15 protein-coding genes and 1 riboswitch are annotated in these 21,414 nt (G+C 47.4%); of the genes, 8 read left to right on the top strand and 7 right to left on the bottom strand.

Annotated elements, in window-relative coordinates; translation table 11 throughout:
• Nucleotides 1–14: 14 nt before the first annotated feature.
• Nucleotides 15–749 carry a metallophosphoesterase gene (locus tag MKHDV_RS01915; protein WP_160711721.1) on the bottom strand — a complete coding sequence of 245 codons (735 nt, stop codon included), beginning with the start codon at nucleotides 747–749 and terminating at the stop codon, nucleotides 15–17.
• Between the two features lie 354 nt (nucleotides 750–1,103).
• Here MKHDV_RS01915 and gnd point away from each other — a divergent pair, with 354 nt between their 5' ends.
• The 4 genes from gnd to MKHDV_RS01895 all read left to right on the top strand — a co-directional run bounded on the left by gnd (nucleotide 1,104) and on the right by MKHDV_RS01895 (nucleotide 7,344).
• Nucleotides 1,104–2,003 (top strand): phosphogluconate dehydrogenase (NAD(+)-dependent, decarboxylating), encoded by a 900-nt coding sequence (gnd, locus tag MKHDV_RS01910; RefSeq protein WP_160711719.1) that lies wholly within the window; start codon nucleotides 1,104–1,106, stop codon nucleotides 2,001–2,003.
• A gap of 8 nt (nucleotides 2,004–2,011) precedes the next feature.
• Nucleotides 2,012–3,613, top strand: a complete 1,602-nt coding sequence (zwf, locus tag MKHDV_RS01905; protein WP_160711717.1) for a glucose-6-phosphate dehydrogenase — start codon at nucleotides 2,012–2,014, stop codon at nucleotides 3,611–3,613.
• A 210-nt stretch (nucleotides 3,614–3,823) separates the two neighbouring features.
• A complete protein-coding gene (locus MKHDV_RS01900; protein WP_160711715.1) occupies nucleotides 3,824–6,613 on the top strand; it encodes an ATP-dependent DNA helicase in 2,790 nt (929 codons plus the stop codon).
• A 161-nt stretch (nucleotides 6,614–6,774) separates the two neighbouring features.
• Complete coding sequence (locus MKHDV_RS01895; protein ID WP_160711713.1) at nucleotides 6,775–7,344, top strand: DJ-1/PfpI family protein; 570 nt, start codon at nucleotides 6,775–6,777, stop codon at nucleotides 7,342–7,344.
• 226 nt (nucleotides 7,345–7,570) lie between these two features.
• Here MKHDV_RS01895 and MKHDV_RS01890 read toward each other — a convergent pair whose 3' ends face one another.
• On the bottom strand, nucleotides 7,571–7,930 hold the full coding sequence (locus MKHDV_RS01890; protein WP_160711711.1) for a hypothetical protein: 360 nt from the start codon (nucleotides 7,928–7,930) through the stop codon (nucleotides 7,571–7,573).
• A gap of 483 nt (nucleotides 7,931–8,413) precedes the next feature.
• Nucleotides 8,414–8,571: riboswitch (cobalamin riboswitch) on the top strand.
• Nucleotides 8,572–8,743: 172 nt separating this feature from the next.
• Between MKHDV_RS01890 and MKHDV_RS01885 the strand changes: the two genes are divergently transcribed.
• Nucleotides 8,744–10,816, top strand: coding sequence for a ribonucleoside triphosphate reductase (locus MKHDV_RS01885; protein ID WP_160711709.1), 2,073 nt, complete (start codon nucleotides 8,744–8,746; stop codon nucleotides 10,814–10,816).
• 83 nt (nucleotides 10,817–10,899) lie between these two features.
• Here the strand turns inward: MKHDV_RS01885 and MKHDV_RS01880 are convergent, their stop codons facing one another.
• On the bottom strand, nucleotides 10,900–12,270 hold the full coding sequence (locus tag MKHDV_RS01880; RefSeq protein WP_160711707.1) for a PFL family protein: 1,371 nt from the start codon (nucleotides 12,268–12,270) through the stop codon (nucleotides 10,900–10,902).
• An 80-nt stretch (nucleotides 12,271–12,350) separates the two neighbouring features.
• Nucleotides 12,351–12,914, bottom strand: coding sequence for a glycine cleavage system protein R (locus tag MKHDV_RS01875; RefSeq protein WP_160711705.1), 564 nt, complete (start codon nucleotides 12,912–12,914; stop codon nucleotides 12,351–12,353).
• A 286-nt stretch (nucleotides 12,915–13,200) separates the two neighbouring features.
• On the opposite strand from MKHDV_RS01875, the gene MKHDV_RS01870 reads away from it, so the two are divergent.
• Nucleotides 13,201–13,893, top strand: coding sequence for an aspartate/glutamate racemase family protein (locus MKHDV_RS01870; protein ID WP_160711703.1), 693 nt, complete (start codon nucleotides 13,201–13,203; stop codon nucleotides 13,891–13,893).
• Between the two features lie 428 nt (nucleotides 13,894–14,321).
• On the opposite strand, the gene MKHDV_RS01865 is transcribed toward MKHDV_RS01870, so the two are convergent.
• Both MKHDV_RS01865 and MKHDV_RS01860 read right to left on the bottom strand, forming a co-directional pair.
• Nucleotides 14,322–15,419, bottom strand: a complete 1,098-nt coding sequence (locus MKHDV_RS01865) for an SO_0444 family Cu/Zn efflux transporter (RefSeq protein WP_160711701.1) — start codon at nucleotides 15,417–15,419, stop codon at nucleotides 14,322–14,324.
• 291 nt (nucleotides 15,420–15,710) lie between these two features.
• On the bottom strand, nucleotides 15,711–16,844 hold the full coding sequence (locus MKHDV_RS01860; protein ID WP_160711699.1) for a chitosanase: 1,134 nt from the start codon (nucleotides 16,842–16,844) through the stop codon (nucleotides 15,711–15,713).
• 448 nt (nucleotides 16,845–17,292) lie between these two features.
• Here MKHDV_RS01860 and topA point away from each other — a divergent pair, with 448 nt between their 5' ends.
• Nucleotides 17,293–19,575 (top strand): type I DNA topoisomerase, encoded by a 2,283-nt coding sequence (topA, locus tag MKHDV_RS01855; RefSeq protein WP_160711697.1) that lies wholly within the window; start codon nucleotides 17,293–17,295, stop codon nucleotides 19,573–19,575.
• A 221-nt stretch (nucleotides 19,576–19,796) separates the two neighbouring features.
• Here topA and MKHDV_RS01850 read toward each other — a convergent pair whose 3' ends face one another.
• Entirely contained in the window at nucleotides 19,797–20,138 is a 342-nt protein-coding gene (locus MKHDV_RS01850) for a hypothetical protein (RefSeq protein ID WP_160711695.1), read from the bottom strand.
• 285 nt (nucleotides 20,139–20,423) lie between these two features.
• Between MKHDV_RS01850 and MKHDV_RS18820 the strand changes: the two genes are divergently transcribed.
• Nucleotides 20,424–21,392, top strand: a complete 969-nt coding sequence (locus MKHDV_RS18820; protein ID WP_254060391.1) for an ABC transporter substrate-binding protein — start codon at nucleotides 20,424–20,426, stop codon at nucleotides 21,390–21,392.
• Nucleotides 21,393–21,414 lie beyond the last annotated feature (22 nt).

Here is a 21,414-nt window from a genome sequence, read left to right as displayed (position 1 = left end):
ATTTTCCCTGTGGACTACGGCAGCAGTCGTCTGGCGTATCGTTCCGGCATTCCGATTGCCTTCATCTTGGCAACGGTCTCTGTGGGATCATACGCAACACAGCGTACTATAAGTTCATGAGATTCTGTATCCCACACAAGATACTTTGCCCGCGGATCGCCATCACGCGGTTGCCCCACCGCGCCTGCATTCACCATATACCGGCTGGTAAAATCGAGGGTATGAGTGCCTTCTTTCAAGTCGCCACGCACCACACTGCCGTTTGCAGCGCTGACAAGCCCAAGCTCATGCGTGTGACCAAGAAAAGCAATTTGTTCGGGAAACCGAGAAAATTTTAGCAGAACCCGTTCGTCGTCCAACTCCCAAATATATTGGAATGCCGACCGAGGCGGCAGCCCGTGAACAAACAGAGTGCCGTGCAACGAAAGCACAAGGGGAAGCGACCGCAGGTAGTCCAGCGATTCTTCAGAGAGCAATTGTGCTGTTTTATCTACCACTTCAACAGATTGCTTGTTGAAGCAGGAACGATACTTACTACGCCCGACACCAAGTTCATGGTTTCCAGCAATAGAAATAATACCGTGTTCCTGAACGGTTTTAACACACAACTCAGGGTCCGGGCCATAGCCCACGATATCACCAAGAGAAATTATCTCGGAAACATCTGGAAAAGACTGGGCAATATCATGTAGCACACTAGTAAGGGCTTCATAATTTGCGTGAATATCTGATAGAACTACGATTCGCATTTGGGAAGCATAGCAGGAACTCATTTTGCTGACAAACGAATGTACCTCCGGTGGGTGAGCATGCCTCCGGCGGGCAAAGGCGCTGCCTTGCATCCGCAAGGGGGAATCCCCCTTGACCCGTTTTTACGCGAGGCGAGTACGTAGATAAATAAACTGGCAGCCGCGAACGAGCGAACTTTCGCGTGATCAAAGAATGAGAAATTGCGGATTAGGAGAATAAAATAACTTCATCTCAATAGTCAGACGCACCTGCAAATATAATGACTGCGGATTGCACTAACAACGCAGCTCACGTACTTTGTAAGTTGAATTCATTTTTTACCAGAAACCAAATTACTTTTCAGAGGTAATCGTATGCAAATAGCAATGATCGGTCTTGGTCGAATGGGAATGAACATGGCTCGTCGTCTCATGGAAGATGGGCATGATGTTGTAGTCTGGAACCGTTCACCTGATAAAGTTGCCGTGATGGTCGGCGAAGGTGCTACCGGTGCACAGACAATTAAAGAAGCAGTGCAAAAACTTACAGGCCCCCGCACAGTCTGGTGCATGCTGCCTTCCGGCAATGTCACCAAGATGGCCTTAAAAGAAATTTTGGAAGCACTTGATCCGGATGATCTGGTCATTGAAGGCGGCAACTCCTATTGGAAAGATGATCAGGAAAATTCAAAAGCATTTGTTGAAAAAGGCTGCGGCTACATTGATGCCGGTGTTTCGGGCGGAGTATGGGGTTTAAAAATCGGATACTGCACAATGGTCGGCGGCAAAGACCGCTTCGTCCAGCGCGCCAAGCCGATATTCGACACTCTGGCACCACCACGAGGCTGGAAGCATGTTGGCCCTGTAGGCTCCGGTCACTTTGTTAAGATGGTTCACAACGGCATCGAATATGCCATGATGGAAGCCATCGGCGAAGGCTTTGACCTTATGCGCAATGGTCCTTTCGACAAGCTTGACCTTGGTGGCATTGCAGATCTTTGGGGACAAGGCAGCGTTGTCCGTTGCTGGCTTCTTGAATTACTGGTGCTCGCCTACGAACGTGATCCTGATCTTTCATCCATCAGAGGATTCGTTGACGATTCCGGTGAAGGACGCTGGACAGTGCTCAATAGCGTTGAATACGGCGTATCCGCTCCTGTGCTTGCCCAGTCACTCTTCAAGCGTTTTGAATCACGTCAGGAAGATGTTTACTCTAACAAAGTACTTGCAGCATTGCGTAACGAATTCGGCGGTCATGCCGTGAAAAAAGAGTAGGAACGCCCATGCCTAATATCAAAGCTAGGATGACCCCAACGCACACTCCGTGCGAAGAGCAGAAGCCGGAAGGCTGCGGGATAATCATCTTCGGTGCCTCCGGTGACCTTGTGTACAGAAAGCTCCTCCCTTCGCTGTTCAATCTGTACTTGCGCAAACTCATGCCTTCAAAATTCTACATATTAGGTTTTGCGCGTACAGAGATGACTGATGAGGATTTTCGGGAGCGAGTGCGCGAAGCACTTGTTGATGCACACGAGGACACAAAGGGAGAAATCCTCGACTCGTTCCTTTCACAGTGCAGATACACGTCCGGCGATTACAGCGATATTGAAGCATACAAGCGGTTGCAGAAAAAAGCTTCGGGATGCGAAGATGACTTTTCAAAAAAAGAAAACAAACTCTTCTACCTTGCGCTTCCACCACAACTGCACCCAACCGTTGTAAGCCGCTTGTCGCAATCCGGTCTTACTGTGGAAGGGGAGAACGAGGACCCGTGGGCGCGTGTTGTTTTCGAAAAACCGTTCGGCCACGATTTACAGTCGGCATTGGAGCTGGATAAGCATCTTACCTCCATGCTCAAACCGTCGCAGATTTTCCGCATTGACCATTACCTCGGCAAAGAAACGGTGCAGTCCATTTTAATGCTCCGTTTTGCGAATATTATGTTCGAACCACTCTGGAACCAGCGGTACATCGATAATATTCAAATAACCGTGGCTGAATCTGTCGGCGTTGAACACAGAGGCGGCTATTACGAAGAAGCCGGGTGTCTACGTGACATGTTCCAAAACCACATGTTGCAGATGCTCTCACTCGTCACCATGGAGCCACCAACTCGGTTTGAAGCTGAGTATGTTCAGGGAGAACGAGTTAAGTTGTTAAAAGCAATACGCCCGTGGTCGGAACGCACACTGAAAGAAAACATTGTTCGCGCTCAATACGCAGCGGGAACAATGGATGGAAAAGACGTACCGGGCTATCACGACGAGCTCAATATTGCGCCGGATTCCACCACGGAAACCTTTGTAGGTATGAAGCTCTACATCGACAACTGGCGCTGGCAGGGTGTTCCCATTTACATGCGCTCCGGTAAGCGACTAAACATGCGCGAGTCTGAAGTTGCCGTAACCTTCAAACGTGTTCCGCATTCTGTGTTCGGGTTTGAATCACAACATGAAATGCCAGCTAATATTCTGGTTATGAAGATTCAACCTGACGAAGGTGTTGATCTAACCATTCATACCAAACAGCCAGGGCCAAAATCCTGTATGGCGAGTCTGTCCCTTTCCTTCAAGTATGATGAAGTGTTCGACACCGCCCCGCAGGATGCTTATGAACGCCTGCTGCTTGACTGCATGTTAGGTGACCGCACGCTATTCCTTTCCCGCGAAGGCGTTGAAGCAGCGTGGAAAGTTGTTGATCCGGTTCTCAACTTCTGGCGTGATCATCCGGAAAAAGCTCCATTACATCCGTACAAAGCCGGATCGTGGGGACCAAAAGCGTCAGACGACCTGCTGCTTCGCAGTGGTCACCTATGGCGTAATCCGCCTGATGAACACGGAACGCACTTCAAGAGTCTGGCTAAGCCGCTCCTTGTGCGAAAATAAAATGACCATATTTTAAAGGCAGTCTCACGGCTGCCTTTTTATTTTTTCTGCTGAGTAGACCCTGCACCTGCATCCCGCAGAAGTGCTGAGCTATTGTCTGCAATCATCTGGCATATTGATTTTTATTTATAATACGACCCGATAGCGGCGTAAAACCACTTGTAATAATTCACAACTGACAGGCTTGTTTGGTTCTGGTATGCCAAAGATATGTTTCGTCCTTTTACTACTCCCATCGAAGATATTGCCATTGTCTTCGGGCATGAACGCAGCCTTAGCAACGGCGAGAAGCGAATCTACTCCGTTGCGGCATTGCGCATTTCAAAAGATGCCACGATAACAGAGTTCGCCTCCAATATTCGCTCCGAAAAACTTCGAGCGCGGGAATATACTCACTCACAGCTAAGTGAAGCAAAACTCAAAAATGCTCCGGACGAAATCACTGTCTCCGGTCATCTTCAAGATTTTCTGGAAGGTATTGAGCATGTGGTGGGCTACGTTCCGAACGGGCATATCATCTCGCTGGAGCCGCTCTGCAATAACGAACGCATCATCGATGCCGCACTACTGGCAGATTATTTCATGCCGTGGACAGGAGCCGCCACAGCTAAATCGTTATGGGAATATCTCCATAAGCAAGAGCGTCAAAAAATTAGCTTCACCGCCTTGGAAGGTGCCGGTATCTGTGTCGACCTTTTACAGCACCTCTTCGGCACTGTGTTAAACGACACCTCTTTTCCTGCTGCAAGCGCCCTTCGCTATTATCTGGGCACAAGCAACACGCTTTTCGGCACCTTCTGCTGCCATGTTCTTGAACACTACAGCAGCTATTTCGGCAATGCGCTCATTACTCCGGTATCAAAACCGGAAACAGCAGACTGGGAACAATTTTTAGACACAGCGCCAAAAAAAGAAAAAATTACCGTTGAACGTGAAGCGTATCAGGAACTCCCTGAAGACGATATTCAGCAGCTCTATGAACAGCTTGCCCATAAACGCAAGGGATATACTGTTCGGCAGCCACAAGTTGACTACGCGTCACACATAGCGCACGCCATAAACTCCAACGCTGTTGCCTGCATTGAAGCGGGAACCGGTACAGGCAAGACTCTCGGGTATCTCCTGCCTGTTATGGAATTTTTAAAGCGGAATCCTTCGCAGCGTGTCGCAATCGCAACCTACACTAAAAGCTTACAGAAGCAGTTGTTTGGCAACGAGCTGGACTCATGTCGTGAACTTTTTGGACAGTACAACGATATCCCCGTTTCGCTCATCAAAGGAAAATCAAACTACGTCTGTGCGCAGAAGTTAAATGACATCCTATCTCCCCTGCTGGATGGCATAGAACTGCTCTCGTGGCTCTATTTTGCCAACATCTGCTACCATTATCGCATCGCAGATTTAGATGACGTTACGCCGCGCTTGCGTGCATATTTTGACGAGGGACGAACCCTGAGCAATATTGCGCAGGAGGTTTCAGCGGGAAGCGGTTGTTTCAGCACCCACAAGCGATGCCCCGGTAATATTGTCACCGCAGAAGCAGCACAATCTCGCCTCGTCATCACCAACCACAACAAATTAGTGCTGATGGAAAGCGATCCGCTTCTGAGCGATTTATTCAAGCATTGCGTTATCGACGAAGCAAACCACTTTGAGGATGCCGTTCGCACAACCCTAAGTCCTGAAGTTTCAACATCAGATATTTTCTTCTACTGCCGCTACCTGCGCGAACAATGCCGCAAGCTCATTCTTGCGCCTTCCACAACGGAAGCAGTAGAAAATCAGGCCGAGGCTGTGGTTAGCGAAATTGCGTACACCGTCACAAAAATAGGTGCGCTGCGTGACCAGTTCAAACAAATGAATCAGGGTGCAGCTTTTGGAGCCGTGCCCGTCACGCCTGCTCACAAGGCATTTACAGAAGGGGATGCAGCAAAAGACCTTGCGATTCTCAATAAGCATCTGGAGCGCATCAGCGAATTTTCAGCGTTCTTTACAGGCAAGAAGGCGGGTGACCTTCCATTAGGATACAAGACCATATCCCGTTGCCGCACAATGCGTACTCTGCTGCAAGAAATCAGCGTTAACCTCATGCTCATTCGAAAAGGACTACATGAGGACGGCACGTGGAATTCTATCCACGTTTTTCCACGCAACTGGATACTCTGTGGCGGGCAAGTCTACATGGGTGCTTTTATCCGTGAAACCATTATCAAACAGCGTGACACCGTTATTCTGACATCCGCTACTCTCACTCATCAGTCCAGCTTTACTCCGTACCGGCGTACGCTCGGGTTGGGAAAAGCGGATATTCTAAAATTTTCAGATGAAGAAGCACCGCCGAAGCCATGCTTTGTTGCCCGAGTAGCACCGCCTTTCACGCCGGACTACTCTCTTGTTGTTCCTTCAGATGCCCCAAGCGCTCTCTACGAACACAAAAAGCTATGGCTGGAATACACACTCAACGTGCTGCCCAAGCTCATAGAATACAACGATGGAGCGACTCTCGTTCTGTGCGCCAGTTATGAAGATTTAGAAGCCCTGCGCAAGAATCTGGAAGCTACCTACGACGGTAGTTATCCGCTTCTCTTCCAACGAAAGGGCGAGCCAGCCACAGCGCTTATTGAAGAATTCCGTACAACACGCGAAAGCGTTTTATTCGGGGTCGAAACTTTCTGGCACGGAGTAGATTTCCCCGGGAAGACGCTCACACAGGTTGTCATAACCCGACTGCCGTTCCCGGCGCCCAATTCCCCGCTCATGGATGCTCGAAAGCGCTTCCTGCCTGATGGTGTATTCTGGGAGCGCTATCGCTACGAAACAGCCATCAAGTTCAGACAGGGAGCAGGAAGGCTCATTAGACGTGAGACGGATTCAGGACTCGTTGTTGTACTGGATAACAGGCTATTAAAGAACCAACGTCTTTCGCCGTGCCAAGTTATTCAGGGAATGCGAAATGTTCCCGAGCATCATCGTGGCAAGGGTTGGAAGACAATTGAATAATGTTTTGGTGCCTCCGGCGGGCAAGCGGGCGGCCGCCCCTTGCATCCCCGCAAGGGAGCACTGCCCCCTTGACCCCGATTATTAAGTCGCTGTTTAGCAGTAACGCAAAATTTCAACGACTGATGAGCCGGACAATACCTGATACGAAAAGGAATCTGATAATGGGAAAAGTGGCTATTATCCTCACACAAGGATTTGCAGATTGGGAATACGCTCTGATTGCCGGAACGGGTGGTCCATTCTACGGACTTGATGTTCAGTTTTTTGCGCCTGAAACTGGGGAAGTTCGTTCACAAGGTGGTCTTGTTGCCGTTGTCTCGCAACCGCTTGATGAGATAATCAAATGGTCACCTGACGCTGTGGTTGTTGTTGGCGGCACTATCTGGGCATCAGAAGGCGCACCGAATATTAGCAAACTGCTTCAGACTCAACACTCTGCCGGTGGTGTCGTCGCAGGTATATGCGGCGGAACTTTAGCCCTTGCTCGGGCAGAGCTTCTTAATGACACGCTCCACACATCACATAATCTCGATTTTCTTGTTGAGAATGCAAAAGGATACGCAGGTGCTGAACACTTTAGCAAAAGTAATTCGGCTGTTTCTAAAAATCGAATCGTCACTGCCCCAGGAACTGCGCCAGTCAGCTTCACTGCGGCAGTATTTAAAAGCATCGGACTAGACCAAAGTGCAGTGCTCCAATTCAAACAAATGCTGGCAGCAGAACACGCTTAGCTTCCACTAGATATTTGTGTTCGCATTCCTATACCAATATCACTTCCCCGTGCATTTCTTGTAATCAGAACGGTTTAACCATTGATGTTTGGCATTGAACACGCATCACCACAAAAGAAACAAAACTGCTTGTTCCAAATGCTTACTATTTTCTATCACTATATCTTCCAGAAATAAAAAAAGCCCCGTACAACACGTACGAGGCTTTTTTTATTTGTAATAAGACTTATTTCTTCGTTTTTTCTTTCAGCTGTGGCTTATCCGCAGATTTCACACACATATTCTCATACGCATGAGCAAATACATTATTCACTTCATTCATTGAGGAAACTGATCCCATCTGACCGGCAAGGTAGCCATGCATAAACCCACGCTCGTATGAAAAAACTTTCGCTATATCCATATCGGTCGCGTCAGGGTTCTGGTCTTTGAACATTGCTTCACCCGCGGTGAAATATTCATTGGCAACTTCATTTTTACGCATCTCAAGTGCAAGATACCCGCACTGAATTTTGTTTTTATAATTACTCTTTACCGATGGTTCGGACATTTTAGGAGCTGCAACAGCAACCTGTGCAATAAGCATAAGCTTAACGCCATAATCAATGCTCTCATTTTCTCTCCCTGTTTTTTCTATCGTGATTATGTAATGCTGTATCCTTCTCACACATGACGCACGGTAACAACATGACTCTTAGATCATCCGTTTGCCAAACGCTCAAAAGTGACAACACTACTTTTTACACAGTTTGCTCACTTTTTAAAAGCAAAAGCGCAACTAATTAGAATAACACATCACCTGAGTGTAACCAATTTTCAGTCTGTTTTCCGTAACTCAAGTCACAGTTTGCAGGGTCTACAGAGCAATTTTAGTCACCCCGTAGATCACCTTTTGGAGTAAACAATCTCGTGTCAACTCTCAAGTGAAAAAAAGTGGATATTGAATTTGTGCGTAAAAAAAATATTGCTTTTATTTAAGAGTATTACATTGTGAATTACTTGTGGATTGGGCGAATATGCACAACTCCACACTTGATGCCAAAGGGGCTTTTTGTTAGCTCTGTGGCACCCAAAGAATACTCCTTCAGGGGCCGAAAGGCGCAAAGGAAATCCGGTCTTAATCCGGTGCGGTCCTGCCGCTGTAATCTCACTTGTCTTCATCGAAGTTGCCACCCACGGCAGTACAAGTCAGAAAGCCAGCCACCTTCCTGAAGTTCTACCGGTATCAAAGCGTACTACCGGTATTCTATCAAAATAATCCATAACCTGTGCCTGCGTATGTTGAGGTTCTGCCTTTATATACACATCTCAGGCTGAAGATGTCGAAATGCTGTCCTGGCGCATGCGTTCTATTCGTATGCTCTAATTTTGCCTGCACTTCATGACGTCCGGAGCTCTAATGCCGAAACAGATCCTCAAGCGAGACGGTTGCATCGAAACTTGGTCCCTCGAACGAATTGCCCAAGCTATCCTCAAAGCCCTCAAAGGCAGTGGCATCAAAGATCCACTTCTCTCCAAACGACTTGCACGCAAAGTTGAAGAAAAACTTTCGAATGTGGAAGTTCCAGAGCAAGAACAAGTGCAAGACACAGTGCAGCAAGTACTCATGGAAGCTCGCTTGTATGCTGTTGCAGAGCGTTACATCATTTACCGTGAAAAACGCCGCGAAATGCGTACTCAGGATCAGGCATACTTCGACGTATCCAGCATGATCGAAAGCTACCTCGATCGTAGCGACTGGCGCGTAAACGAAAACTCCAACATGGGTCACTCATTTCAGGGTCTTATCCTGCATATGGCAGGCTCTGTTCAGGCTCGTTACGTGCTTGACAAATATCCGGAAGAAATCCGTCAGTCCCATACTCACGGCTACTTCCACATTCACGATCTTTCCTTTGGTCTTGCTGGCTACTGCTCCGGTTGGAGCCTGCGCGACCTGCTTCTCGAAGGGTTTAACCTTGAAGGCCGCTGCTGCTCTGCACCAGCAAAACACTTCGACTCCGCATGTGGCCAGATTGTAAACTTCCTTGGCACCCTGCAGAACGAATGGTCCGGCGCACAGGCATTCAACAACGTTGATACCTACCTTGCACCGTTCATCCGTAACGACAAACTCGATTACCCGACTGTTCGTCAGCAGATCCAGAAACTCGTTTACAACCTGAACACAACATCCCGTTGGGGTGGCCAGAGCCCGTTCACCAACTTTACCTTCGACATGGTTATTCCTGCGCATATTGCTAAGGAACCTATCATCATCGGTGGCGCGTTCCAGGACACAACCTACGGCGATTATCAGGAAGAAATGGATATGATCAACCGTGCGTTCCTCGAGGTTATGCTCGAAGGTGACGCAGACGGCCGTATCTTCTCTTTCCCTATTCCTACATACAACGTTACTAAAGACTTTGACTGGGATTCCGTTCCTGCTCAGCTTCTTATGGAACTTACTGCCAAGTACGGTGTTCCGTACTTCCAGAACTTCATCAACTCCGACCTCAATCCGGAAGATGTTCGTTCTATGTGCTGCCGTTTGCAGATGGATCTTCGTGAAATCCGCAAAAAGACAGGCGGCCTCTTCGGCGCTGGCGACCTCACCGGTTCTATCGGTGTTGTTACCCTGAACCTGCCTAAACTTGCTTACCTTGCGCACAACGAAGAAGATTTCCTCGACCTCGTTGAAGAATACGCAGAAATGGCAAAAGACTCTCTCGAGTTCAAACGCAAACTTTGCGAACACCATCTCGAGTCAGGCATGTTCCCGTTCTCTCGTCGCTACCTCAAAAACGGCTACAAAGGCCACTTCTCCACCATCGGTCTTATCGGTGGTCACGAAGCATGCCTCAACTTGCTCGGTAAAGGTATCGAAACTGAAAGCGGTCTGCGCCTCATGCGTCGCGTCCTCAACCACTTGCGTTCCCTTACAGTTCGCTTCCAGGAAGAAACCGGCCACCTTTACAACCTTGAGGCAACTCCGGGCGAAGGTACTTGCTACCGTCTTGCTAAAACAGACAAAGACCTCTACGCAGACATCATCTGCGCTGGTAACGAAGTACCTTACTACACTAACTCCACCCTGCTTCCAGTAGGTCTTACCGGTGACGTTTTCTACGCTCTTGAGCACCAGAACGAACTGCAGACCCTCTACAATGGTGGTACCGTATTCCACTCCTTCCTCGGCGAAGCTGTGCCGGAACCGGAAAGCGTAAAGAATTACCTCATCAAAGCGATGACCAATACTAAAATTCCTTACATCTCCGTAACTCCGACCTTCTCCATTTGTAAGGAACACGGCTACATCAACGGTGAACACTTCAATTGCCCAACTTGTGGCAACGAAGCAGAAGTTTACACCCGCGTTGTAGGTTACTACCGCCCAGTTAAGCGCTGGAACAAAGGTAAACAGGAAGAATATCGCGAACGTCAGGAATACGCTCTTAGCGCACTCACTGACTGCTGCTGCGGTAGCTAGTCTGTTTACGCAATAAGACAAATACAAGAAGAGCCGTTCTGCATATGCAGAACGGCTCTTTTTATTTGTATGGAAAGAACAGTCTAGTTCTTCAAACTGTGGATCGGCGCAGGAATACGGCCGCCAAGTTTAATAAACTTCTCTGCGTTACCACCCGGCACAGCCATAATTTTGGCTTCACCAAGCAGACCGCCGAAAGATACATTATCGCCAACACCTTTATTAGGAACAGGGATGATACGCACAGCAGTAGTTTTGTTGTTGATCATACCAATTGCCATTTCGTCGGCAATAATACCGGAAAGTGTTGCTGGGGAGATATCACCCGGCACAGGAACCATATCAAGCCCTACAGAACATACGCTTGTCATGGCTTCAAGTTTTTCCAAAGTCAGCGCACCGGATGCAGCTGCTGCTGCAATGCTGGAATCTTCTGACACAGGAATAAACGCACCGGAAAGACCACCAACGTGGGAAGATGCAAACGCGCCGCCTTTTTTAACAGCATCGTTCAGCATTGCCAGTACAGCGGTAGAACCCGGAGCACCAATGGATGAAAGACCAATGGCTTCGAAGATTTCACCAACAGAGTCACCAACTTCCGGAGTCGGAGCCAACGAAAGGTCAGCTACGCCGAAAGGAAGTCCAAGGCGCTGCGCTACTTCAGTACCGATAATTTCACCAACGCGGGTTACTTTAAATGCGGTGCGTTTAATAACTTCAGCAATATCACCAAGGCTCTTCGCGCTGCCATCCTGCATAGCACGGTCGATTGCTTTTTTAACAACGCCCGGGCCGGAAACACCCACGTTAATTACCGCTTCAGGCTCACCTACACCAAGGTAGGCACCAGCCATAAACGGTACATCCTGAGGAATGTTTGCAAATACAACAAGCTTAGCACAGCCAAGGCCGTCTTTGTCTGCGGTACGTGCTGCGATATCTTTGATACGCTGCCCCATAAGAGCAACAGCATCCATGTTAATGCCGCTTCTGGAAGACGCTACGTTGATTGAGGAACATACGCGCTGCGTCACCGCCAATGCTTCCGGTAAAGAATCAATAAGAGCACGATCACCTTTGGTCATGCCTTTCTCTACCAGCGCACCGAAGCCGCCAAGAAAATCTACACCAGCTTCCTGTGCAGCTTCATCAAGAATCTGACACGCTTTCACCATCTGTTCCGGCGTGTAAGAAGCACACACAACGCTCATAGGGCTTACGCTGATGCGTTTGTTTACGATAGGAATACCGTACTTATCGCCCACCTCATTACAGGTAGACACAAGTTTTTCTGAATAAAGTCTAATCTTAGTGCGAACCCGATCAGCAAACACGTCAAAGTCGTGACTTGCACAATCAAAAAGGCTGACACCAAGCGTTACGGTACGAACGTCCAAATGCTCGTTTCGGAGCATTGCTAGAGTACTGAGCACTTCGCGATCTGAAAGCATTTTTTTTCCTTATAAATGTCAGGCTAAAATCTCATTGTATATAGATGGTGACAATTTCCCAGATATGTCACCTTCTAAAGCTACACAGGCTGAACCCTGTGCACTGCTTCGAAAATATCCCTGTGCTGAACACTTACCCGTAGCGAAAGTTCTTCCGCCTTCGCATTCAGCGCGCCGCGCAGAGCAGAAAGCTCCACAGCGCCGGGGACAATTACTTCAAAAACAATAAGAGCATTCCCGTCCGGTTGATCGGCAGGAACAATAGCTTTCAGGTTGGCAATATTCACATTATGCTCACCCAGAATACCTGAGATTGCAGCAACAAGCCCTTGTTGGTCAGGGCCGTCTACACTTACCACAAATGACTGAGGATCTTCAGCAGACCAGCTTGTACCGTCATAAAGGCGTGCTGTAACACTGAGGTCAACCTGTCGTTCAGCAAGTCCTTTCACCAGTTCATCCTGCAAGAGGTCAATGGTACAACCGTCAGGCATTTCAGCAATGACGATCGCAGCAAATTCACTATGCAGAATAGTTTGACTTACTTCATTAATGTTGCACTCCAGACCTGTAAGCAGGCTGGATACCGCATGTACGACTCCCGGACCATCTTTGCCGAGAAATGATACAACTACCTTTTTCATATTTTGCACTCCAAACATATAGATATAGTGAGATTGATAGCCTCATCGCATTATGTCAAGTCCAACGCCGCTAAGAGCAAGCACAGAATACGACAAAAGTACTTACTTCTTCTCATCATACTGATCATGCAGACAGCACCTAATAACAAAAAAGACACCCCATTTCCTACTAATGCAATCAAGTAACATAATGTTTTTTAAAACATATTTTACATTGCGATCAGCATATGCAAAAACACAGCTTACTTCAAAAACATGTTTTCAATTAAGTTCAAAGGATATTCTCATGAAAAAGATCGGATTATTAGGCGGAATGACTTGGGGATCAACAATCGAATACTACCGCCTCTTAAACGAAGGCACCCGCAAACGCCTCGGCGGACGCCATTCCTGCAAAATCCTTATGGACAGCGTCGATTTTTCAGAACTACACGAGCTCATCAGCAAAGATGACTGGACATCCGTGGGCACTAAGCTAGCTCAAGCCGCCCTGAACACCGAAGCTGGCGGCGCAGATATGCTTCTCATCGGCGCAAATACAATGCATCGCGTTGCCGACACCGTGCAAGGTGCGCTAGAAATTCCAGTACTCCATATTTCAGACGCAATCGCAAACAAAGCGAAAGAACTCAACGTCAGCAAGCTCGGATTACTCGGCACCGCATTCACCATGGAACAAGATTTCATCAGTAAGCCGCTTTCTGAAAAGCACGACCTCGAAATTATTACTCCTGCAAGCGATGTCCGCGCCATTATCCACGACAGCATTTTCAATGAATTTGCCGTAGGAAAATTCCTCGACAGCACTCGTGAGAAGTACATCAACATCATCAAAGATCTCGAAGCAAACGGTGCCGAAGCGATTATTCTCGGCTGCACCGAAATCGGACTGCTTATTAAAGCCTCCGACTGCAACATCCCGCTGATCGATACCGTTCAAGCTCACGTCGACGCTGCACTTGATGCTGCTATTGTTTAATAATTTTTTGCTTTTTTAAGATTTGTGTTGCCTCCGGCGGGCAGGCTCTGCCTCCACAAGGGACTGGCATCCGTAATCACTCGTTCCTCGTGAACGGTTACTGGCGCAAGCACCCGCAAGGGGGACGCCCCCTTGACCGCGGGGTTCGACTACCTGTTTATGTCTAGTGGGTAGTAAACTATGTAGGTTATCATCGGATCGTTCTTGGTACAGATCTATTAAAAAAACATTTCTTTTAGCTCGAACAGCTTTCACCAAACTGGGAGTACAACCTCGCAGTCGAGAGGGCGTCCCTCTCGTGGGGTGCAGGGGCAACGCCCCGCCCGCCGGAGGCAAAACAAACTCAGCGCCGCAGGCACAAAAAAGAAAACAAAAAAAGCCACGCTCAAGAGCGTGGCTTTTTTTAAGGAGTCCAATCTTATTGCAGCTTAATGGCAGCCACAGGATTCGCCGTGTTGGTGACCACGACGACCGATAAATTGTTTACCTACAAGAACGAGTAGAATAATCGCAGAGGCGTAACCCACAATACCATGCTGATGAGCTTCTACGTCATTAATCCAAGAGAACACAGAAAGACCGAGTTTCGCGTACAGCCAGTTCACGGCAAGCCCGAGAATTACGGATGTTACCGCAATGGAGCCTACGTAGATGAACGCTACGCGCTTACCGAGAGTCTGAGCTACAACAGTAATCGTTGCTGCGTTGGTTGCTGGCCCTGCTAACAGGAACACAAGCGCACCGCCGGGGGAAAGCCCTTTAAGTGCGAGCGCTGCTGCAATTGGGGTTGATGCGGTTGCGCAGACATACATTGGCACACCGATGACAACCATCAGGATCATGCTGAGAAGTCCATCACCTACGTATTCCTGAAAGAATGTGACTGGCAGGAACGTAGAAACAACTGCGGCTATAAGGATACCAATCAACAGCCATTTACCGATGTCGGCAATAAGTTCACCAAACGCGAACTGCATACCGAAAAGAAATTTATCTTTAGCTGTTGCAATTGCTGACTTGGAAGAGCAGTTGCCAGAGGTACATTCCTCTTCTTTTTTTAATGTTGTTGCTGCAAAGTTAAGCGGAGTAAATTCAGTTTTACCCGGTACTGCCTTTGCAGGAAACATATCTACCAGAGTACCTGCGGTAAGCGCAGAAATAAACGCAGCAACCGGACGCACAATTGTCATAATCGGGTCAAGCAGCGCGTATGTGATGGCGATGGAATCAACGCCAGTCTCTGGTGTGGAGATCATAAATGATGTGGTTGCCCCTTTACTTGCACCCTGCTGGCGAAGCCCTGCAGCCGCAGGAATTACACCGCAAGAACATAAAGGAAGCGGTACACCGAAGAGTGATGCCTTAACAACGGCACCCTTTTTGTTACTGCCTAGATGGCGCGCGACAAAATCGTCCGGTAAAAACCCTTTAAGAAGCCCAGCGACAAAAAAACCGAAAAGTACGTATGGGGCGGCTTCGAGCAGAATTTCCCATACTTCGGAAAGATATTGTATTGCAATGTCCATAGTTACCTCTAAAAATAAAACTACGCATGAACACGTGTTCATATGTAATTAAAGCAGAAGCTCTTACCGGTCAAGTACATAAAAAAAATTATTTGCTAAGACTCTTAATCTACTTAAAAAATACAAAAAAAAGGACATCATATTGATGTCCTTTTTTCTACACTCAACAAAGTCATTCTTTTGAAGCTAAGACAGCCTGTAGAGTACTCTTGCTAAAAAACCGGAGTAATCTCTACGCTCTCAACTCATGTCATGTTTTCGGCGGACACGTTTCGTGTCAACTTTCCAACATTAAGCGAGCATAGATAATGCTACATTAAGCTCTGCATCCAGTCTGTTCTGCACGCCTGTGCGAACTTCCGGAGTTGAAGTTGCAAATTCATTGCTGCGCTGTGCGTATACGTTTTTAATAAACGCTTCCTGCATCTCTTCAGAGAAGCCGCCTGTTGCGCCGAATGCTTTTGCAAAAATTTGAATAGCCCCGCGAGGACCATGCTGTAAGGAAGTAGAAAGTAAAACTTCTTCCATTGCGGTACTCATTTGGCCAACGTTCATTTTATCCTGAACAACTCGAGCTACTGGGGAATAGTAGCGAGAATGCGTAAAAGCATCCTGCATTTTTTCGAATCGTACTGGATCAATGTTCGCAACTTCCTGCCAAGCCATTGGCATTTCACCCTGCTTGGAACCTGTATTTACACCACCAGCTGCTCTGAGATGTAATGAAATATCGGAAGCATGCGAATCTAAATATGTCAAAAAATCGTCCATTGTGCCACGAGCAGACGAGAACTGGTACTTGCCGTACGAAGTTCCACCTGTTGCATCATAGCCAATGGCTGCAATGTTTCCGGCTGCACCGGATTCAAACATCGTAGCTAATGAACCACGAACTTCATTACTTACAATAGGTTCTACACTTTTTGCTCCGCTCTCGTCAGTACTATCACCCATAGCACTGTCAGAAGCTTGAACAACTGCATTCATGTCACCGCTTACAATTTGACGGCTCATCATACCCTGCAGGTTTCCTGGGATACCGGCTGCAGAAGCGGTCTCAAGCTGATTTTTCTCAGCAGCTTCTGTCAGTGTTTTGAGTGCATTACTCAAAACCGTAGGTTCAATAGATGAAACATTAATAAGTGTAGCAAGAGCAGAAACATTACTCAGGTTCATTCCTGAACGTGTAGGCTGTTCCGCTCCAGTTAATCCATAGTATGGATATTGATTGGGCAACGCAGATAGCTGATTAGATTGGGAAGATGCCATGGCATCTACAATCTGCTGCGGTTCTCTAAGCAAGGCTTCAAAACGGCTCATACCGTTGTTTTGTACAGCATCATTATGTGAAATCGCACCAGTGCGTCTTTTCGAATGCTGCAGAACTCCCTGCACCTGCCTCATAGAGATTTGGGTAACAGACATAGTATTCCTCCTAAAGCTCCCCCGAGCTTGACAACGTACGGGATGTATTGAGCAATTAGAATGCCAACTTGTTAGATTCGTTATAATCCGTGGCCTGGCGCAGGGGTAAGAGTAACCACTCACTGTTACACTTTTAGAAAATGTCAGTAAATTGAACACAATCAACAGGTATTACAGACGTAAAATCAGTTACAAGAGTAGATGCATCTGTATCATTCCCATACTGCAATCATTTTGTAATATAGAGGCAAAGACAAACTACCTTGTAATTTTGCATTGTTCTTCAGGAAGATATACTGTCGTAATCATATTTTAGAAAATCGACACTTGACGCTAGCGACATTTGCCGTATCTTCCCTTAACAGAAAAACGCTTAGCATCTGGTACACCTATTGATATCTGTGTGTTGCCAGTTACTTCTTAACCAACATCGGAAACAGGACATTCAATGGGAAAAGACCTGATAATCGTAGAATCACCCGCAAAGGTGAAAACAATTAAAAAGTTCCTTGGCCGTAACTACATGGTTCACGCCAGCGTAGGTCACGTGCGAGATTTGCCTAAAAAAGATCTCGGCGTTGACGAAGAAAAAAACTACAAGCCAAAGTATCAGATCATTCAGGGTAAACAGAAAGTTGTTTCCACGCTGAAAGAAGCGGCAGCCAAAGCTGACCACGTATATCTTGCTCCCGATCCCGATCGCGAGGGCGAAGCCATTGCTTGGCACATTGCTGAGATTATTAAAAAAGAAAATCCAAATGCAAAGCGTATCCAGTTTAACGAAATTACCGCCCGTGCGGTTCGTGAAGCGCTTGAACACCCGAAAGATCTGAACGAGAACCTCTTCGATGCTCAGCAGGCTCGACGAATTCTTGACCGTCTTGTGGGCTACAAACTCTCACCGCTACTCTGGAATAAAGTTAAGCGCGGTATTTCTGCCGGTCGTGTACAGTCCGTTGCGCTGCGTCTCATTGTTGAGCGCGAAGCGGAACGCTATGCATTTGATCCAGAAGAGTACTGGGTATTCAAAGCTGAAATGGAAGGCGAAAATCCGCCACCAGTTAAAGCTCTTTTGCACCAGATTGCAGGTAAAAAAGCAGTTGTTCCTAACGAAGAAGCTGCGAATGCACTTCAGGAAGCAGTTCTTGCCTCAGCACTGGTTGTAGAAAAAGTTGAAGAGAAAAAACGTAGCCGCCAGCCGCTGCCACCTTACATCACATCAACTCTCCAGCAGGCAGCAAGTCAGCGCCATGGCTATTCTGCAAAGCGTACCATGTCCATTGCTCAGCGCCTGTATGAAGGTGTTGAACTCGGTGACGAGGGCACAACAGCGCTTATCACTTATATGCGTACTGACTCCGTACGTATTGCTGACGACGCGCGCGATGCAGCTAAAGAGCTTATTCTTTCCCTCTACGGAAAAGAATACATTCCGCCAAAGCCACGCTTCTTCAAAACAAAATCAAGTGCTCAGGATGCTCACGAAGCGATCCGTCCTGTTGACGCATCCATCACACCTGATTCCGTTCGCAATCTGCTTCCTAGAGAACAGTATGCGTTGTACACACTCGTCTGGTCACGCTTTATGGCATCCCAGATGGCTGCGGCTCAATTCCATGACACTACCGTCACTATTGCAGCCACACCAAACGCAACTACTATTAAAGATGCAGACAAACTTGCCAGCACATGGCGTGTAAAAGGCGAGCGTATGCTCTTCCCCGGCTTCCTTGCTGTTTCTCCGCAAAAAGCCAAAGAAGATGAAGATTTGCCGAAACTTGAAGAAGGTCAGGAAATCCGCCTCATCAAGCTCGACAAAGAACAAAAATTTACTCAGCCACCAGCACGATTCTCCGAAGCGTCTCTTGTACGTGAAATGGAAGAACTCGGCATCGGCCGTCCATCCACCTATGCAGCCATTATTTCAACACTGATTGATCGCGGCTATGCACAGCTGGAAGAAAAGAACTTTGTGCCGACTGACCTTGGTCGCACAGTGTGCCAGCAGCTTGTAAAACACTTCTCCACTCTTATGGATGTAAGTTTTACCGCGCAGATGGAAACATTGCTCGATAACGTTGCTGAAGGCACATTGGACTGGACACAGCTCATGACTGACTTCATGAACGACTTCAATCCGACGCTTGAAAAAGCTGCTGAGGAGATGGAGTCTGTAAAACAGGGTCTTGAAACTGACCTTGTATGTTCAGAATGCGGCAAGCCGATGATGATCAAGTTTGGTAAGGCAGGCACCTTCCTGGCGTGCTCCGGATATCCGGATTGTAAAAACACATCCAACTTTACCCGCGATGACAACGGTAATGTTGTGCTTGTGGAACGCCCGAAAGAAGAATTGCAGAAAATGGGTGAATGTCCGGATTGCGGAAAGGACCTTGTTCTTAAACGCACCCGTACCGGTGGCCGCTTTATCGCATGTACCGGTTACCCTGAATGCAAACACGCAAAGCCTTTCTCAACGGGCGTAAAATGCCCGCGTTGTGAAGAAGGTGAGATTGTAGAAAAGTCTTCCCGCTCTGGTAAAATCTTCTACTCTTGTAGCAGATACCCTAAGTGTGACTACGCGCTGTGGAACTTCCCTGTGGAAGAAGAATGTCCACAGTGTGATTCTAAACTGCTTACAATCAAAACCACCAAAGCACGCGGTAAGCATATCGCCTGTCCGGAAAAAGCCTGCCGCTACACCCGTAGCCTTGAGGACGATTCCGAATAGAATTCTAAAAAACAAAAAGCCCGAATCACATTGTGATTCGGGCTTTTTTTATTTCCCCACAGGCAACAGCTATCATTGCCTATGCAGGAATCCGTATTACCTTACAGTTTGTCATGTCTAACCTAGGTAAAGGTCTGTCGGGGGGGGGGAGTGACATAACAAACCGCAAGGGTAAAGCAACGCAGCCAAACAAGTAGCAACCAGTCGGCTATACGTATGCCCTATACTCGCTTTGAACGGTCAAACTGCACAGCAGTACCGTAACAAGAGAAATATTTACTGCCATCCGGATGAAACGCAATGTTCTCCTGATATCCGATAATGGCCTGTGCGCCTTTATTTACGGCACGCGCAGTCATGCCAAAAAATGCATCATCTGAATCATATCCACGACAAGCTACTAACCCGAGAACTTTACCGATAGCGCGGCCTTCCAGCACCTCGGTAGTTACTACTGGGAAACGGCCAGCGAGAAATAGTTCCTTTACACGTTCCATATTCTCGGTACGAGCCTGTTCAGCCTGTGTTGGCTTTTTATCATTTCCACCAAGCAAAAATAACATTGCATCCTCCTGAACGGGCACCCTATCTATTCGGAACGCCACGTAATTGTCTTTGCGAAGACATATAGCAAGGAGCTTGCCAGTTTTGTAACATGCTGTATTTGAATGCTTATTTTTGAATTTGTCAAAAACTCGCCACATTGCGACAGATGACAATTGAGCGAATAAACGGTACATGGGGCAAGAGGTACGCATTGTAAACACACAAAAGCGACCTCGAATTATTAGCTGCAACGGCTGCAAACACAGCTTTTGTTAAGCAAATTGAAGGATTGGTTATCGATTATGGGTGCACGCCTTTTACACTTCATATTTTTAGCGCTTCTGACTGTCATTTTGACGGTTCCGAACGCTTTTGCCAATCCAACCCCTACGCCTAAAGAACGCAAGAACATCCTCTATCTTAACTCCTACCACAACGGATACGCATGGTCGGACAATCTGCTCGAAGGCTTTAAAGAGCGGATTCAAGACAGCCCGTATTCTATTATGTTGCAGGTGGAGTATCTGGATTCCAAAAAATTTCCGTACAATCAAGCAGTCAAACATGTCATGGATTTGTTCAGACGAAAGTTTGCTGACACTACATTTGACCTCATCACAGTTTCCGACAACGACGCATTCAACTTCATCACTCAGCACGGGGAAGATATCTTTCCGGGTGTTCCTATTGTTTTTGTCGGGGTTAACGATTTCAACCCATCACTAATTAAAGGCAAAGAAATTACCGGCGTCATGGAAACATTCGATGTCGCTTCAAACATCCGTCTTGCCTTAGAAATGCACCCTAACCTGAAACAAATGATTGTTATCGGTGACGAATCCGTCACGGGCAAAGCAATCCGCAAGCAGGTTATCGAAGGCATCCCGAATATTGACAAAGGGTTGAAGGTTCAATTCTGGACTGATATGCCGCACAGAGAAATTATCCGTCGAGTCAAACAGCTCCGCCTGACACATTCTTCTACTTTATTCCGATGTACCGAGAAATCGACGGCCAGTTTTACTCTGCACAGGAACTGCTGCAAAAGGTGCACGATAACACTACGGCACCGCTCTATTCAAACTGGAGATTCCTGCTCGGTTCCGGCATTCTCGGCGGCAAGCTTATTTCCGGCTTCACCGATGGTGAAATGGCTGCCGAGCTCGGTTTGCAAATTCTTGACGGTACTCCGGCGAGTGAGATTAACGTCATCTCAAAAAGCGCTTCCCCATGGGCTTTTGACTACAATGAACTCAAACGCCTTCACTTGAGCGAGCGCGAATTGCCCGAACC

This window comes from Halodesulfovibrio sp. MK-HDV (genome assembly GCF_009914765.1).
Lineage (GTDB): Bacteria > Desulfobacterota > Desulfovibrionia > Desulfovibrionales > Desulfovibrionaceae > Halodesulfovibrio.
The sequence above is the reverse complement of the archived record's forward strand: the minus strand, read 5'-3'. Positions and strand labels throughout refer to the sequence as shown.